Source organism: Geomonas silvestris, from assembly GCF_014193515.1.
Lineage (GTDB): Bacteria > Desulfobacterota > Desulfuromonadia > Geobacterales > Geobacteraceae > Geomonas > Geomonas silvestris.
Map to the genome: position 1 here is coordinate 91,478 of NZ_BLXX01000001.1, position 14,661 is coordinate 106,138.

General features: G+C 63.0%; 11 protein-coding genes and 2 riboswitches. Of the genes, 2 read left to right on the forward strand and 9 right to left on the reverse strand.

Translation table 11 applies throughout. The features are described 5' to 3' along the window. Window positions 1-145 precede the first annotated feature (145 nt). The 5 genes from prsR to xrtA all read right to left on the reverse strand — a co-directional run bounded on the left by prsR (window position 146) and on the right by xrtA (window position 6,541). Window positions 146-1,516: a PEP-CTERM-box response regulator transcription factor gene (prsR, locus tag GMST_RS00395; protein WP_183352565.1), complete on the reverse strand. Its 1,371-nt coding sequence runs from the start codon at window positions 1,514-1,516 to the stop codon at window positions 146-148. Between the two features lie 10 nt (window positions 1,517-1,526). Further along, window positions 1,527-3,608: an XrtA/PEP-CTERM system histidine kinase PrsK gene (gene prsK, locus GMST_RS00400; RefSeq protein ID WP_183352567.1), complete on the reverse strand. Its 2,082-nt coding sequence runs from the start codon at window positions 3,606-3,608 to the stop codon at window positions 1,527-1,529. Window positions 3,609-3,675: 67 nt separating this feature from the next. Then, a complete protein-coding gene (locus GMST_RS00405; RefSeq protein ID WP_183352575.1) occupies window positions 3,676-4,962 on the reverse strand; it encodes a nucleotide sugar dehydrogenase in 1,287 nt (428 codons plus the stop codon). A 146-nt stretch (window positions 4,963-5,108) separates the two neighbouring features. Beyond that, entirely contained in the window at window positions 5,109-5,741 is a 633-nt protein-coding gene (locus GMST_RS00410) for an exosortase C-terminal domain/associated protein EpsI (protein WP_183352577.1), read from the reverse strand. Then, window positions 5,738-6,541 carry an exosortase A gene (gene xrtA, locus GMST_RS00415; RefSeq protein ID WP_246399123.1) on the reverse strand — a complete coding sequence of 268 codons (804 nt, stop codon included), beginning with the start codon at window positions 6,539-6,541 and terminating at the stop codon, window positions 5,738-5,740. Before xrtA ends, GMST_RS00410 begins: the two co-directional genes overlap by 4 nt. 301 nt (window positions 6,542-6,842) lie before the next feature. Here xrtA and GMST_RS00420 point away from each other — a divergent pair, with 301 nt between their 5' ends. Next, the gene (locus tag GMST_RS00420; RefSeq protein ID WP_183352581.1) at window positions 6,843-7,586 is read left to right on the forward strand and encodes a Crp/Fnr family transcriptional regulator; all 744 of its coding nucleotides are present in this window, start codon (window positions 6,843-6,845) and stop codon (window positions 7,584-7,586) included. A gap of 37 nt (window positions 7,587-7,623) precedes the next feature. Here GMST_RS00420 and GMST_RS00425 read toward each other — a convergent pair whose 3' ends face one another. Both GMST_RS00425 and GMST_RS00430 read right to left on the reverse strand, forming a co-directional pair. Then, window positions 7,624-8,325 carry an Ig-like domain-containing protein gene (locus GMST_RS00425; RefSeq protein ID WP_183352583.1) on the reverse strand — a complete coding sequence of 234 codons (702 nt, stop codon included), beginning with the start codon at window positions 8,323-8,325 and terminating at the stop codon, window positions 7,624-7,626. A 92-nt stretch (window positions 8,326-8,417) separates the two neighbouring features. Beyond that, complete coding sequence (locus GMST_RS00430) at window positions 8,418-9,956, reverse strand: Ig-like domain-containing protein (protein WP_183352585.1); 1,539 nt, start codon at window positions 9,954-9,956, stop codon at window positions 8,418-8,420. Window positions 9,957-10,037: 81 nt separating this feature from the next. Beyond that, window positions 10,038-10,114, reverse strand: a riboswitch (cyclic di-GMP riboswitch). Window positions 10,115-10,564: 450 nt separating this feature from the next. Here GMST_RS00430 and GMST_RS00435 point away from each other — a divergent pair. After that, window positions 10,565-10,858, forward strand: a complete 294-nt coding sequence (locus tag GMST_RS00435; RefSeq protein WP_183352587.1) for a PEP-CTERM sorting domain-containing protein — start codon at window positions 10,565-10,567, stop codon at window positions 10,856-10,858. A gap of 87 nt (window positions 10,859-10,945) precedes the next feature. Here GMST_RS00435 and GMST_RS00440 read toward each other — a convergent pair whose 3' ends face one another. Together GMST_RS00440 and GMST_RS00445 are read right to left on the reverse strand one after the other, a co-directional pair. Next, window positions 10,946-13,237 carry an Ig-like domain-containing protein gene (locus GMST_RS00440; RefSeq protein WP_183352589.1) on the reverse strand — a complete coding sequence of 764 codons (2,292 nt, stop codon included), beginning with the start codon at window positions 13,235-13,237 and terminating at the stop codon, window positions 10,946-10,948. Window positions 13,238-13,285: 48 nt separating this feature from the next. Then, a riboswitch (cyclic di-GMP riboswitch) is annotated at window positions 13,286-13,362 on the reverse strand. A 528-nt stretch (window positions 13,363-13,890) separates the two neighbouring features. Further along, on the reverse strand, window positions 13,891-14,640 hold the full coding sequence (locus tag GMST_RS00445) for an endonuclease/exonuclease/phosphatase family protein (RefSeq protein ID WP_183352591.1): 750 nt from the start codon (window positions 14,638-14,640) through the stop codon (window positions 13,891-13,893). Between the last annotated feature and the right edge of the window lie 21 nt (window positions 14,641-14,661).

Sequence of the window (14,661 nt, forward strand, 5' to 3'; positions counted from 1 at the left end):
GAGCATGCTACGCGCCTGACGGCGCGCCGGGCGACTGATTATTCGCCCCTACAGCGTCTGTCAAACAAAGGCACCAGATACACGAAAAGCCCCAACCGTAAAGGATGGGGCTTTTCGTGTGGCGGCGCTGGGGAAACGGCTCGGGCTAACCCTGGTGCAGGGAGAGCTTGCGCATCAGGTCGTAGAGGGTCGGGCGGCTCACCCCCAGGTCCTCCGCGGCCTTGAGGATATTGCCGGACTGGCGCTCGATGGCGGCGAGGATCATCTCGCGCTCCATCTTTTCCCGCGCCTCGCGCAAGGAGAGCTGGTCGCGCGGCTTCTCGGCCGCGGCCACCGGCTCGTGGTCGCACCCCAGGTCGAGCGGGCCGATCGCGGCCCCCTCGCACATGATGACCGCGCGCTGCACCCGGTTGCGCAGCTCACGCACGTTCCCGGGCCAGTCGTGGCGCTTCAAAAAGGCGATCCCCGCCGGCGAGAAGCGGTTCACCTTCTTCTTGTTCTCCTTGGCGTAGAGCTTCAAGAACTTATCGGCGACGGCTACCACGTCGTCCCCGCGCTCGCGCAACGGCGGGAGCTTGATGGTGATCACCCCGATCCGATAGTAGAGGTCCTCGCGGAAGCGCCCCTCGGCGATGGCCTTCTCGATGTCCACGTTGGTGGCGCAGATGGTCCGGGTGTCGATGGTGATCTCCTCGCGCCCCCCGACCCGCTGGATGGTCCCCTCCTGCAAAAAGCGCAACAGTTTCACCTGCAGGTTCACCGGCAACTCCCCGATCTCGTCGAGAAAGAGGGTGCCGCGCTGCGCGTAGCTCAGTTTCCCCTGCACCGCCACGTGGGCCCCGGTAAAGGCCCCCTTCTCGTGCCCGAAGAGCTCGCTCTCCAGAAGGTTCTCGGGAATCGCCCCGCAGTTGATCGGGACGAACGGCCCGCGCCGCCTGAGGCTCGCCTCGTGGATGGCGCTCGCCACCAGTTCCTTCCCGGTGCCGCTTTCGCCGGTGATGAGGATCGGGGCGTTGGAGGAGGCCACCTTGCGGATGGTGGTGTAGACCGCCTGCATGTCAGGACAGGAACCGATCATCCCCCAGTGCTCGCCCGGGACCGCACCCTCCTGTTCGGTCATCCCCAGGTTCTGCTCGTCGATGTTGGCCAAGTGGAAGGCGCGGCTGATGATCACCTTGAGCTCGCTTAAGACGGGGGGCTTCGCGTAGAAGTCGAAGGCGCCGGTACGCACGGCGCGCAGGGCGTTCTCGCGCTCGTTGTTGCCGGTCAGCATGATCACCTTCACCGCGGGGTTCGCGGCCAGCATCTCCTCGAGGCAGCGAAACCCCTCGATCGAGCTGTCGGGGTGCGGCGGCAGCCCGAGGTCAAGCACCACCACCGTGGGCCTCTCCCTCTTGAAGCAGCTCATCGCCTCCCGGGCGTCCCCCGCCAAAAGGACCTGGAAGTCCTGGTTCAGCCCCCATTTGAGCTGCTGGCGTATATCCTGGTTGTCGTCAACGATCAGAAGTTTTTCCACGTTTCCTCCCTTAGGCAGCCTGGGTCACCCAACCGGTCGCCGCCGACGGCGGCTGCAGCCACACGGTAAAGGTGGTCCCCTCCCCTTCGACGCTGGACACGTCGATCCTGCCGCCATGGGCCGCCACGATCTGGCGGCTTTGGTAGAGCCCGATGCCGAGCCCCTCTTTCTTGGTGGTGTGAAACGGGGTGAAGAGTTCCTTGCGGATGAAGCGCTGCGACATGCCACAGCCGGTGTCGGTTACCCGGATGAAGGGGGCCCCCTCGAAGCCGACCTCGGCCAGCACCACCTTTCTCTCCCCCTGGGACGCCTCGATGCCGTTGATGAACAGGTTCAACAGCACCTTCTGCAGTTCGCGCTCGTCGGCTAGGGCTATCTCCGGCGTTCCCTGGACAGTGACGCCGCTTGTTGCGGTGAGCGTGCTCCCCACCATCCGGGCGCTCCTCTGCACCAGGGGGAGCAGCTCGGTGGGGCGCAGGTTGTACAATTCGCTCTCCCCCAGGTTTTTAAGACGCGCGATGAGCCCCTGCATCTTGTCGGCGGTGTTTTTGAGCGAGCCCAGCATGTCCTGCTGGAACTCGGGGTTGTCCAGGTGGTTCCGGGCGTTCTCCACGATGAGCGAGACGGTCGCCACCAGGTTCTTCAGGTCGTGCACCACGAAGGTCGCCAGGCTCCCCACCGCCTCCATGGCGCGGGCCCGGGTGAGCTCCTCGGAGAGCCGCTGATGCTGGATGGCGATCGAGGCCTGACGCGCGATGGTCTTCATGAGGTCGTAGTCCTCGTAGCGGTACTGCTCGCTGGGGGCCACCTGCTCGCCCAGTGCGATGAACCCGGTGATCCTCTCGGCCTCGAAGAGCGGGATCACGAAGGAGATCTTGTGCTTTACCAGGAACTCCCGGTTCTCGGCGAGGATCTCCGGGTTGTCGTCGGTGCGGCAAAACACCCACCCCTTCTGCTTCATATAGGCCACCAGCGAATTCCCCTGCGAAATGGTCTCCTGCAGGCGGCTCATCTCGAGGATAGAGGTGGCGCAGTAGAAGTAACCCTCTTGCTGCAGGAAAAGGGCGGCCCCGTTCACCCCGAAGATGTCGCAGTAGGCCCCAAGGACGCGTTTTAAAAGGTCCTCGCCGGACTCGAAGGCGGAGAGGCGCTGGGTGAGCCCCAGCCATTGGGCGCGGTAGTCGTACTTGCTTTGGTAGAAGTTCTTGTGCAAGAGGACCTTGATCTCGCGCTTGACCCGTTCCGAGAGAAGGAGGAGCAAAAGCCCCATCCCGGCCAAAAAAGCGCAGGAATAGGCGAGCACCCGCGGGAAGAGCGGACCCAGGTGGCGCATCCCCTCGCCCAAGACCCCCAAAAGGATCAGGTAGCCCGCCACCACGAAGGTGGCCACCGACTTAAGCTGCACCCGCTGGGACACCCTGACCCGGGCACCGCCGCGCCAGTGCAGCCGTGCGTAGGCCATCATGGTGGCGGCCACCACGAACAAAAGGCTCCGCAGCGGCACGAGCTCCATGTGCAGGGTGCGGTACAAAAGGGCGTTCGAGTAGTAAAAGACCTGCACCGCGAGCATGGTTCCCAGGGCGACGATGTCCAGCTTGACCCGCCACAGGGCGTCGGGCGAGGCGTTCACCAGGGTCGCCTCGAACTGGGTGAGCGCGACCACCAGGAGCACCATGACCAGGGTGTAGAAGTAGTAGCCGACGTCGGTGAGAAAGAGGATCGGCTCGGAGGGGAAATCCGGGAAGTAGAAAACGCGGTCGACGGGGAAAATCAGGGGGACGGCCAGCAGCACCGTGGCGCAGGCCGCCAGGCGCCGCGCCACGCGGGAGCTGGACCTCGGGCCGTTATCGCGGGCGTAGCTCAGCGCACAGAGAAGCCACAAGGCGGGAAGGAGCGCCTCGACGAAGAGCGCGCCGCGTTTCCAGGGCAGCGGTTCGAACTCCCCGCTCAGGGCGGCCAGGTCGCAGAGCTCCAAAAGCGCCGTGGCCAAAAGCGGCGCGGCGAGGATCACCCCGCCGTGGCTGCGCTCCTTCTGGATCACGCGCACCACGCCGATCAAGAGCAGTACGATGGCAGCTATGGAAACGAGCATCCCAACCCCTTAACGTTACAAGCTACCTGGTCCCTCCCCGGCGGCGGGGAAGGCCCCCTGGCCATCCCTAGAGGGTCCAGACCCTCATCCCTGCCTCCTCGAGGTGCGCGCGCGGGTAGATCCCTTTCACGTCCACGAGGACCGGGTTGTGGTTCATCAGCGCCAAAAGTTCCTGAAGTCCCAGTGCGCGGTACTGCCGGTGCGCCACGGCGGCCACCACCGCCACCGCCGGTTCTACTTCGTTCAGGGGGATCAGGTCAACCCCGTACTCGTGCCGGGCCTCCGTGGGGTCGGCCAGCGGGTCGCAGACCTGGACCCGGATGCCGTAGTCCTTGAGCTCGGTGATGATGTCGATCACCTTGGAGTTCCTCAGGTCCGGGCAGTCCTCCTTAAAGGTGAGCCCCAAGACGGTGACCAAGCAGTTGAGGACCGGATGCCCCGCCTGGATGATCTCCTTCACGGCGCGCTGGGCCACGAACTTCCCCATGCCGTCGTTGATGCGCCGCCCGGCCAGGATCACCTGCGGGATGTACCCGAGCTTCTCGGCCTTGTGGGTCAGGTAGTAGGGATCGACGCCGATGCAGTGCCCCCCGACCAGACCCGGGGAGAACTTGAGGAAGTTCCACTTGCTCCCGGCCGCCGCCAGCACCTCGCCGGTATCGATCCCCATCCGGTCGAAGATGACGGCGAGTTCGTTCATGAGGGCTATGTTCAGGTCGCGTTGAGTGTTCTCGATCACCTTGGCCGCCTCGGCGACCTTGATCGAGGAGGCCCGGTGCACCCCGGCGGTAACCACCGACGAGTAGACCTGCGCCACGATCTCCAGGGTCTCCGGGGTCTGCCCCGCCACCACCTTCTTGATCTTCGTGAAGGTGTGCTCCTTGTCGCCCGGGTTGATGCGCTCGGGGGAGTAGCCCACGAAGAAGTCGCGCCCCGCGGTGAGCCCCGAGACCCGCTCCAGGATCGGGAGGCACTCGTCCTCGGTCACCCCGGGGTAGACGGTGGACTCGTAGACCACGATGTCGCCGGGCTTGAGCGCGGCCCCCACGGTCTCCGAGGCCCGGTACATGAGCCTCAGGTCGGGCTGGTTCGCCGCGTCTATCGGGGTCGGGACCGCGACGATGTGGAAGTCGGCGCGACGCAGGTCCTCGATGCTGTCGGTCAGCAGGATGTCGGCAGCCTTCAGCTCCTCGCCGGAGACCTCGCCGGTCCGGTCGTGCCCCTGGCGCAGCTCGGCGATCCTCGCGCTGTTGATGTCGAACCCTACGGTGCGGCGCACCTTGCCGAAGGCGACGGCCACCGGCAGCCCGACGTACCCCAGGCCGATTACGGAAATGACGCGTTCAGTATGCATGGAAGCCTCCAGGTAAGAGCTAGTGCGAAGTTCAGGCCACCGGGGGCGGTCTCGGCCGGCAGCGGGTATAAGATCGGGCCCCTGCCGCAACAGACTCCGTCCCCGTCCCGGCCGACGCCGCAGCGGGAAGCGCAGCCGCAGGGGAGCTAGATGGGGAGAAACTCCCGGATCACCGGGTAGAAGTCGGCAACGAAGCGCTCGCCGGTGGCCTGGGCCCGCTCCTCGGACCCACCGAAGGGGACGGAGATCCTGATGAAGGCGGCGTCGCGGCGCCCGTAGAGCACCGAGTTGGCGATCTCGGCGAGCTTTAAGGAGTACTCCTCTGAGATGCTCTGGCCGCGGACCTGGTACCAGTAAAGGAAAAGCTCCTTGCTTTCCCCCTTTTGGTAGACGGCGCGCACCAGGTTGAGCGCCCCCCCCGGCACCTCGACCCGGGTGCGCCGGCTGGAGACTTCGAACCAGCCGCTCCCCGGCAGGCAGTGTTTGGGGGAGTGGATCTCGCCGGCCTCCTTGCCGCCGTCGTGGTAGCCGATGTAGAAGGTGACCCGGTCGCCGCCGGCGCCCACGTACTGGCGCAACAGCACGTCGGAGGCCTTGAGCACCGCCTGCACGTCGGCGGAGAGGACGTTCTCCCCCTGCATGCGCCAGCGGCTCACGCTGGAGGGGAACTGCTCGAAGGGGCGCTTCATCGGCACCCCGGTGTCGCGGTGCAGGTTCAGGTAGAGCGCCGCCACGATGAACAGGGCGTAGAGGGCCAGGAACTTGGCGCGGCCGATCACAAGGACCTCCCCGAACCCCGGGAGAGGAACGTCCCCAGGGAGACCATCAAGACCATGGCCACCGCAAAGACGGCGAGCCCGGCGAACTCGTGGAAGAACCCCTCGGCGGCGCGGGCGCCCCAGTACTGGGCCAGAAACCCGGTGCCGATCACCCGCAGGGCGTTGGCGGCGACAGCTATGGGGATGGCGGCCAGCACCAAAACGACCCGCCTTGCCGTGGTGAGCCGGATGAAGAAGGAGTAGGCGACCGCGAGCGCGATGAGCGAGATGAGCGACCGGATGCCGCTGCAGGCGTCTGCCACCTCCAGGGTGGTCGAGGGGAGCTGGATCACGTTTCCTTCGCGCAGCACCACCACGCCGCAGAGCTTCAGAAAGCCGATCGAGGCCTTGGTGACGAACAGCTTGAGCGGGAAGGCGACCGTATCGTAGATGATGTAGGGAAGCGGCACCATGAAGACGAGGTAGGCCAGGGGGAGCAGCATGAGGCGAAAAAGGCGTCTGCCGAAGAAAAAGAGGGTAAGGCCCGCCAGGATGACTACCAGCGAGCTGCGCATGGTGAAGTACTCGGTGGCCAGCCACCCCAAAAGGAGCTGCCCCACGCCGAGGATGACCACCAAAAAGCCGGGCCACCAGGATGCCACCTGGGCCTCGGCCAGTTCGGCGCGGCGCTCGTACAGGAAAAAGCTGGCGAGGAGGGGAACCACGAAACCGTGGGAGTAGTTGGGATCCTCGTACCACTGGCGCACCATATCGGGGACCACGCCCCGATAGAGCACCGCGACCAGCAGTAGGGAAAACAAAAGCCAGGTGCGGTTCTGTTGTAACGATTCGCAAAAAGTCATAGGTTCAGGCACAAGAACCGACCGCGACTCCACCCAATGGATTTCGGTGAAGCAACGTCAGCAGTAGCAATCGTTAATAACCAGCAGACAATTGATGGGAAGGTTTACCTGCAGCAGATTATCTCCTCATGAATAAATCATGCTTGCACAGCAAGAACTTACGCCATAATACATTTTTTTTATGATTATGCAACTGATTGCTTTGCCAGTAGGTGATTATGTGATATTCATTGTCCAAGGTACACGGTGGAGGTAGCAGATGGTCATCAAAGCACTGCCCCGGCTGCGTCAGGACAATCACCTCATCAGCAGCATCCCCTTTTTCTCTTCTCTGTCACCCGAAGAAGTCGAGCAGGTAGAGAAGCTCCTGGTCAAGAAGCACTACACCAAGGAGCAGATAGTCCTCTACGAGGAGGATACCTCCAACTTCATGTACCTGATCTATTCGGGGAAGGTACGTGTGGTGAAGCTAAACGACGAGGGGAAGGAACAGATCATCACCATCCACAAAAGGAAGGACTTCTTCGGGGAGATGTCGCTGCTGGACGGCAAGACCTCGCCGGCCACCATCATCGCCCACGAGGACTCGGTGATCGGCTTTCTCGCCAAGCGGGACTTCGAGGAACACCTGATGACCAACGACGGAATCCGCCGCAAGATCATCGACCTGCTCTGTTCCAGGCTGCGCGAGTCCTGGGAGATGATCCGGATCTTAAGTTTCAACACCGAGAACGCGCAGGACCGGGTGCTGTCGCTTCTGGAGCGCCTGGGGGAACTCTACGGCGTGAAGGACGACCGCGGCCGGATCATCGACGTGAAGTTCACCCACCAGCAGATGGCCAGCTACGCTTCGGTGACCCGCGAGACCATGAGCCGGGTGCTGAGGAACCTGGAGAAATCCGGGGTGATCGAGGTCCGGGACGACAAGGCCATCCTGCTCACCCGGAATTTCTTCACCGAGCGCTGCCGGCGCAGCACCGACCGGGAGGCTTCCGGTTACTGACCCCCCTCCCAGCCGGAACTGCGGGTCGCGCAGCAGGTCACTGAAGCGGCAACTGAGTAAAGGTCGCGTCGATCACTTGGGTCAGGGTGGCCTGGATGGCGGTCGGTTGCGTCACCTGGTCAAGATTGATGCGCATCACCTCACCCGGGCCGAACAACGTGGAACTGCCCAAGATAATATCCCCACCTGACACCAGCAGGGATTCAGCGCTCGCCGCCACCCCCGACGGGGTTACACTCACGATGTGGGCACCGGTGATCGTGAGGCTCAGCCCGTGCACCTCCTGCGGCCCAACTCCCGCCAGATAGACCGTCCCCACCGCCGTACTCCCCGACACCTGCGTGGTCATGAAGATCGAGATGGGCACCGTGACCACCACCCCCTGCGACACCCCCAGGTTCCCTGCCGCGTCGAATGCCTTGGCCGTAACCGTGTAACTGCCGCGGTTCAGGGTCGAGGTGTCGAGGCCGACCGCGTAGGGAGCGCTCGTTGCGGTCCCCTTGAGCGTGCCGCCCAGGTAGAACTCCACCCGGCTTACCGCCACGTTGTCGCTCGCGGTCGCTTCCAGGGTCGCCACGCCGGTGAGCCGCGCATTGGCCGCCGGGGACGTCAGGGTTACCGAGGGGGAGGCCGTATCGGGGGGAACGGTCGGATTCGCCCCCCCCCCTCCCCCGCCGCACCCGGCGAGGCAAAGCGGGACGAGCAACGCGACGATCTGGCCGAAACTGTTAACTCTCATGACGTCTCCTTGTGCGGTTCAAACAACAAGAGGAGGCGGCGCCGAAAAGCACCGCCTCCCATGACATGGCTGCCAACGCCCACTTAGGGCAGCTACAACTTTCCTACCAGCTTCAGAAGGATGACTACCACGTCCCCGGTGTCCACCACCCCGTTGGGGCGGGACTGGCCGTCCACGTAGGGTGCCACGTCCAGCCGCGCCAACTGCTCGGGCGTGGGGGTGATACCCCGGAGGGCGATTTCCAGGGCAAGCTGGGCGTCGGCCAGGGTCAAGGGGACCTGGGACGGAGCGAGTATTTGGATCACGGTGGTCGCGGCGGAGCGGTTACCGGAGCGGTCGGTGGCGCGCACGGTGATCTGGTTATCACCCAGGGCGAGACCGGTGAGCTGCAGGCTCCAGGCATTTGCGCTCACCGTGGCGTTGAGCGGGGTCTGGGAGCCGACCTGCACCGTCACCGAGGCGACCTGGTCGTTATCCTGGACCGAACCGGAGAGGAGCTGGCTCGTGGCGGTGCTCGGGGTGGTGACCGGGTTGATGCTGAGCGTCGGCGGTGTCGCGTCGTTGAGCACCTGAACCACCCGCGGGACTGCGCTACCGACGTTGCCGGCGGCGTCGTAGGCCTTGGCGCTCCAGCTGTAACTTCCGTTGGCGACCAGGCTGGTGTCCCAGGCGAAGCTGTAGGGGGCGGCGTACAGGGTGGCCTGCAAAAGCCCGTTCAGGTAGATCTCCACCCGGCTCACGCCGACGTTGTCGCTGGCCGCCAGGGTGACCGGGACGGTACCTCCAACGAGCTGCCCGGCGCCCGGGGCGGTGAAGGCGACGCTCGGAGCCACGGCATCGTTGAAGACGGTGACGGTTACCGAGGCGGCGTCGGCGACGTTGCCGGCGGCGTCGTAGGCCCGGGCGCTCAGGGTGTAGCTGCCGTTGGCAAGCGAAAGGGTATTCCAGGAAAAGAGGTACGGGGCACTGCTGTCGGTCCCCTGCAGGACGCTGTTCACATAGAACTCCACCTTGGTCACCCCCACGTTGTCGGTTGCGGAGGCGCTCACCGTGACGCTCCCCGTCAGGGTGGATCCGGCAGCCGGTGCCAGGAGCGACACCACCGGACGCTCGGTGTCGGGGATCGTCACCGGGTCGACCACGGAGACGGTGACCGATACCGGATCGGAGGTCAACTCGCCCCCGGCAGTGTCGGTTGCCTTTACAGCGACCAGGTATTCGCCGGGGGGGAGTTGGGTGGTGTTCCAGGACATGACGAAGGGAGCCGTGGTCGATTCGGCTGCCGCTGCGGCATTGACCAGAAACTGCACCCGGGAGAGCTGAACGCCGTCGGGCACCAGCACCCGGATTGCGGCAAGCCCGCTTACCGGGGGCGCATCGTTTGCGCTGTTCACTGTGACCGCGGGCGGGGCGGGATCGGCGTTGTCCACCACGCTGAAACTGATGCTCTCCAAACCGGTTGCACCATAGGAGGTGACGGCAAAGAAGTGGGAAGTGGCGGGGTCGAGCTGGGCCTGGGCGGCCGAGGAGGCTTCCGGGAGCAGCAGGCAGACGACCAGCGCCCAAAGGGCAGCGCTCAGCAAGGAGAGCCTTACGGGCCTGGTTGCGGCAATCGGTAGCGAGATCTTCATGGTGCCCTCACGGTCGGTGCGCCTTCCGCTGTCGGCTTGCCAGAAACAAAAAACAGCCGGACCGCACACCTCGTCTGGTAGTTCGGTATCCCGGCTGTCTCAGTAAGACCCAATAGGCTTTCCGCCCCATTCTCGCGAATGGTTTAGTATTGTCGTTTACCCTATTCAATTTTCGGATCCCGCCGCGGCGGGAGATACTCATCGTGTGACACCAGTTTCGCACAGGCGCCTGCAACATTATGTGTTTTAAATTACATTTCTCAGCGTTTCGTGGCACAGGTAGCCGTTTTGCCGGACATTTCCACGGCAAGCCCCGTCTCTGAAAGCGTCGTTTCCTTCGGTGCAGCTTCATGAACCAGTGCGACGCCAGCGCTACGCACTCTACTACAGAATGCTGACGTTTTCCAACCATTTAATGCCCAGGACCGGCGGGCGACCCGACCACCTGCCCGGGTCGCCCGGGAAAGTGTCGACACCTTTTACATTTAGCCATCGGATGGGAACGGTCTGCTTCGGGCAACTTCAGGAATTCTTTGCGAATGCCGACTTGGCACTCCTCTTGTCGATTGAATTAGCTTTATCGAATTAACCAGCAGGAGGAACAAGCCATGTACCAGCCCTACGTGCTCAGCTTCGACCAGACCGGCAACACCAAGAGCGATATGGGGTGGATCACCAACAGCTTCGAGTTCATGGCGCAGTACGAGACCACCCGGATCATCTTCGACGACGTCACCAACATCCTCACCAATCTGCGCGAAGCCTGGGGGGCGGCACTCGACAACGTTACGGTGCAACGGGTACCCGAACCGGTCCCGGAACCCGCCACCTTCGCCCTTTTCGGCGCCGGGTTTCTGGGGCTGTTTTTCACGCGCCGGACGGAGCGCCGCCCCAAGCGGTGAGAACGCGCGGGGACGGAGAGCGCGCTTAAAACAAAAAGGGCACGGAGTTGATCCGTGCCCTTTTTGCGCCGTACGCTGGTGCTGGTGTTACTTGTAGAAGTTCACCGACTGCGACCGGGTGTTGCCGGCCGCGTCATAGGCCTTGACCGTTGCGGTGTGGCTCCCCGAGCTGACCGTCAAGGTGTAGGAGAGCGAGCCGGAGGCGACTTCAGTTTTCAGGACGCCGTCCAGGTAGAGCTGGAACCTGGTCACCCCGACGTTGTCGGTGGCCGACGCCTTGAAGTTCATGGAGTTGCTGCTGCGGGACAGGGACATCGACTTGATGGTAGGGAGCGTGGTGTCGATCAAGACCGAGGCCGACTTGGCGCCGGAGACGTTCCCCGTCGCATCCTTGGCCCAGGCGTAGGCGGTGCGCAGGCCGGTCCCCGCGAAGCTGAAGCTGGTCGGGGCGCTTGCTTTCCAACCGGTGGCAGCGGCGCTGGGGGCCGTGGCGCTTTCGGTGATCAGGTACCCGGTCACGCCCACGTTGTCGCTGGCAACCAGGCCCGAGACCGCGACCGTGGTAGAGTTCGCGTTGGCCGGCAGGGTGAAGCTTCCCACCGTGGGGGCCTGCAGGTCGTTGAAGACACTCACGGTGACCGGGGTCGAGCTGCCGACGTTGCCGGCTGCGTCGTAGGCCTTGGCGGTCAGGGTGTAGGAGCCGTTCACGGCAGTGAGGGTGTTCCAGGTGAAGCTGTAAGGACTAGCGGTCGCGGTACCTTGCAGGATGCCGTTGAGGTAGTACTCGACCTTGGTGACGCCCACGTTGTCGCTGGCCGAGACCTGGACCGTCGCGGCCTGACTCAGGGTGCTGCCGGCGCCTGGGGAGGCGATGGCCACCGTCGGGGCGGTCGTGTCGTTGAAGACGGTCACCGCAACAGCGGTGGACTGCCCGACGTTGCCGGCGGCGTCGTACGCCTTGGCGGTCAGGGTGTAGGAGCCGTTCGCGCTGACCAGGGAGTTCCAGGAGAAGGTATACGGAGCCGTGGTGGCACTTCCCTGCAAAATGCCGTTCAGGTAGTACTCAACCTTCGTTACTGCGACGTTGTCGCTCGCGGTGACCTGAACGGTTGCGGTCTGGCTGATGGTGCTGCCGGTGCTCGGCGAAGTAATGGAAACCGTGGGAGCGGTCGTGTCGTTGGATACGACCACGGTCACACCGGCGGACTGCCCAATATTGCCGGCGGCGTCATACGCCTTTGCGGTCAGGGTGTGGTTGCCATTCGCACTGGAAAGCGTGTTCCATGAGAAGTTGTAGGGAAGGCTGGTTGTGGTCGCCATAAGAGCGCCATCGAGGTAGTACTCGACCCTGGTCACGCCCACATCATCACTGGCGGATATCAGGACCAGCGCGGTTTGGCTGAGGGTACTGCCGGTACTCGGGGCGACTATGGAGACCGTCGGAGCTGTGGTGTCGTTATAGACGGTTACCGTCAGGTTGGGGGACGACCCTACGTTGCCGGCCGCGTCATAGGCCTTGGCGCTCAGGGTGTGGGTACCGTTCGAGGCGGCAAGGGTATTCCAGGAGTAGCTCGCCGTGGACTGGTTGCCGGTAAGGAGCAGTACGCCATCCAGGTAGAGTTCAAGACGAGTGACGCCGCTTGCGTCTTGGGCGCTGGCACTGACGTTTACCGTGCCGCTTACCGCAGAGCCTGAGGCAGGTGCGGAAAGCGCGACGGTCGGGGGGGTCACATCCCCGTTCACGGTCACCGAAAGGACGCCCGAATCGCCCGCGTTGCCGGCCGCATCGTACGCCTTGGCACTAAGGGTGTAACTGCCGCTAGTCAACGACGTGGTGTCCCAGGCGTAGGTGAAAGGAACGCTGGAAACCTCGGCCACCTGGACGCCGTTCACAAAAAAATCGACACGGGTGACGCCTACGTTATCGGAAGCATTTGCCTGAACCGCTACGACGCCGTTGACCTTACTGGCATTGGCCGGGGAGATGATGGAGACCACAGGCGGGATCGATTCCTTGATCTCGATTATGTTGGAGTAGACGCTCTCGGTCCCGGTGGAGTTGTACGCGGTAACGGCAAAGTAGAAGTTCACGTTGGGGTCGAGACCGTCAACGGTAAAGGTAGTGACCTTGCCCACATCGATGGGAGCGCTTCCCTCTGTGGCACCGGTACCGGCAAAGGGGAGGTTCTGCGAGTTGGCCTGGTAGTACACCTTGTAACCGGCGAGGTCCGCATCAGCACTTGGATCCCAGTCGAGCAGTACCGAGGAAGCCAGACCGGTTCCGGGAAAGACCAGCACGAGTGAGATCAGGCACCATAACGCAGCGATCACGGAAGCCCACTTGCGTGATACCGTGTTGGTCTCAGTTGTCTTGCACATATCGCCTCCCAGTTGCCAGTACGCGAGACTGCGCGTGCTGGCTGGTATTTCGGCGACCTGGCTGTCTCAGAGAGACCCTCTAGGCTTTCCGTCCCACCCTCGCGGATGGTTTAGTATTATCGTGTACCTTATTCAGTTGTGGATGTTGCCCTGAACCAGCTCGGCAAGCGGACGCTAGTTTCAGGCGTGGACACATTGACACACTTTCGAAACGGCCATTGTATTTGGGATTACAAAAAACGGGATTTCCGGCTTCCGGAAGTAGCACCGGTCTTCCTGCTGAAGAAGGACGTTTGCAACCGCGGGGCCAACCCATACCACGAAGTGGTTTAACACTAACCACCTGGAATCATTTATAAAGTTTAGGAACCTGGGTTTGCGATCCTGCCGAGGATGCTGCGCAGGAGCTGAACATCGGCGGCGAACATCCCACCTGGCGCGCTCCGACGCCATCCACCTTTTGAACAGCACCGTCCTGGGCTCCACGGATGCCGATCGTTTGCAACAAAAAAAGGGTCGCTTCCGGCCAGATTGGCACCTCGGCGACCCTGCTTGCTCTTTCAGTGTATCGATCCCATCTCGTCGATGGATCAGCCCTCTACTGCAGTTTCCCAGATCCCTTCGCCCCACTCATGTTTGGTGGAGGTACCCCTTTAAGGCCAGACGAAACTCAGGTCCGCCACCACGGGGCGGTGGTCCGAGGCGAGACTGGCACCTACCCAGCAGCTCAGGGCACGTACCTGCGGCCCCAAAAAAATGTGGTCGAGGCGAAGCCAGGAAAAGCTGTAGGGGCCCAGCCACTTTTCCACCAAGCTGTGACCGAAGGTAAACCCATAGCCGCAGCCAGACTCGGAGAAGGCATCGTGCACCCCCGCCTCTCGAAGCATATCGGCGCTACTCGAGGCGTCGGGCACGTTGAGATCCCCGACCAGAACTGCGTTTCCCGGTTCTTTGCCCAGGTAATCCTTGAGCAGGAGGGCCTGTCCAAATCGCCCCCTCATGTCCCTTTCCATCCCCCTCATCGCCAAGGGGAGCCGCCGGGGATTTCTGGTCTTAAGCAGTGCTGCCAGCCGGGATCGGGGCGTTTGCAGGTGAACGTTGTAGAAAACCACGGGATGCCCCGCTACCTGGACCACGGTCCGGACGCAGGTGTGCATCGCATTATCAAACGGTATCGGCCGCACCTCGAGATCGCCCACCGGATATCTGCTGGCAACGACGTATTGCCCGAAGGAGCGGGCCTGCCACCCAAGGGTGTCGAAATGCCGTCCTAGCGGACCCTTCAGAATGCCACCCGCATCCTGGAAAAGCACCACGTCCGGGTTCTCCAACTTCAAGTGGTCCCGGATCTCCAAGGGAGCCAGTTTGTCATAGCCGCCATAATCGATATTCCAGGTCAGCACACGGATCTTCTGGGTTCCCGG

Bases quoted from the DNA above. Each gene is read 5' to 3' on its own strand.
- GMST_RS00440 (WP_183352589.1), bottom strand. From the start codon at position 13,237: ATGTGCAAGACAACTGAGACCAACACGGTATCACGCAAGTGGGCTTCC.
- GMST_RS00405 (WP_183352575.1), bottom strand. From the start codon at position 4,962: ATGCATACTGAACGCGTCATTTCCGTAATCGGCCTGGGGTACGTCGGG.
- GMST_RS00430 (WP_183352585.1), bottom strand. From the start codon at position 9,956: ATGAAGATCTCGCTACCGATTGCCGCAACCAGGCCCGTAAGGCTCTCC.
- GMST_RS00420 (WP_183352581.1), top strand. From the start codon at position 6,843: ATGGTCATCAAAGCACTGCCCCGGCTGCGTCAGGACAATCACCTCATC.
- GMST_RS00425 (WP_183352583.1), bottom strand. From the start codon at position 8,325: ATGAGAGTTAACAGTTTCGGCCAGATCGTCGCGTTGCTCGTCCCGCTT.
- prsK (WP_183352567.1), bottom strand. From the start codon at position 3,608: ATGCTCGTTTCCATAGCTGCCATCGTACTGCTCTTGATCGGCGTGGTG.
- GMST_RS00435 (WP_183352587.1), top strand. From the start codon at position 10,565: ATGTACCAGCCCTACGTGCTCAGCTTCGACCAGACCGGCAACACCAAG.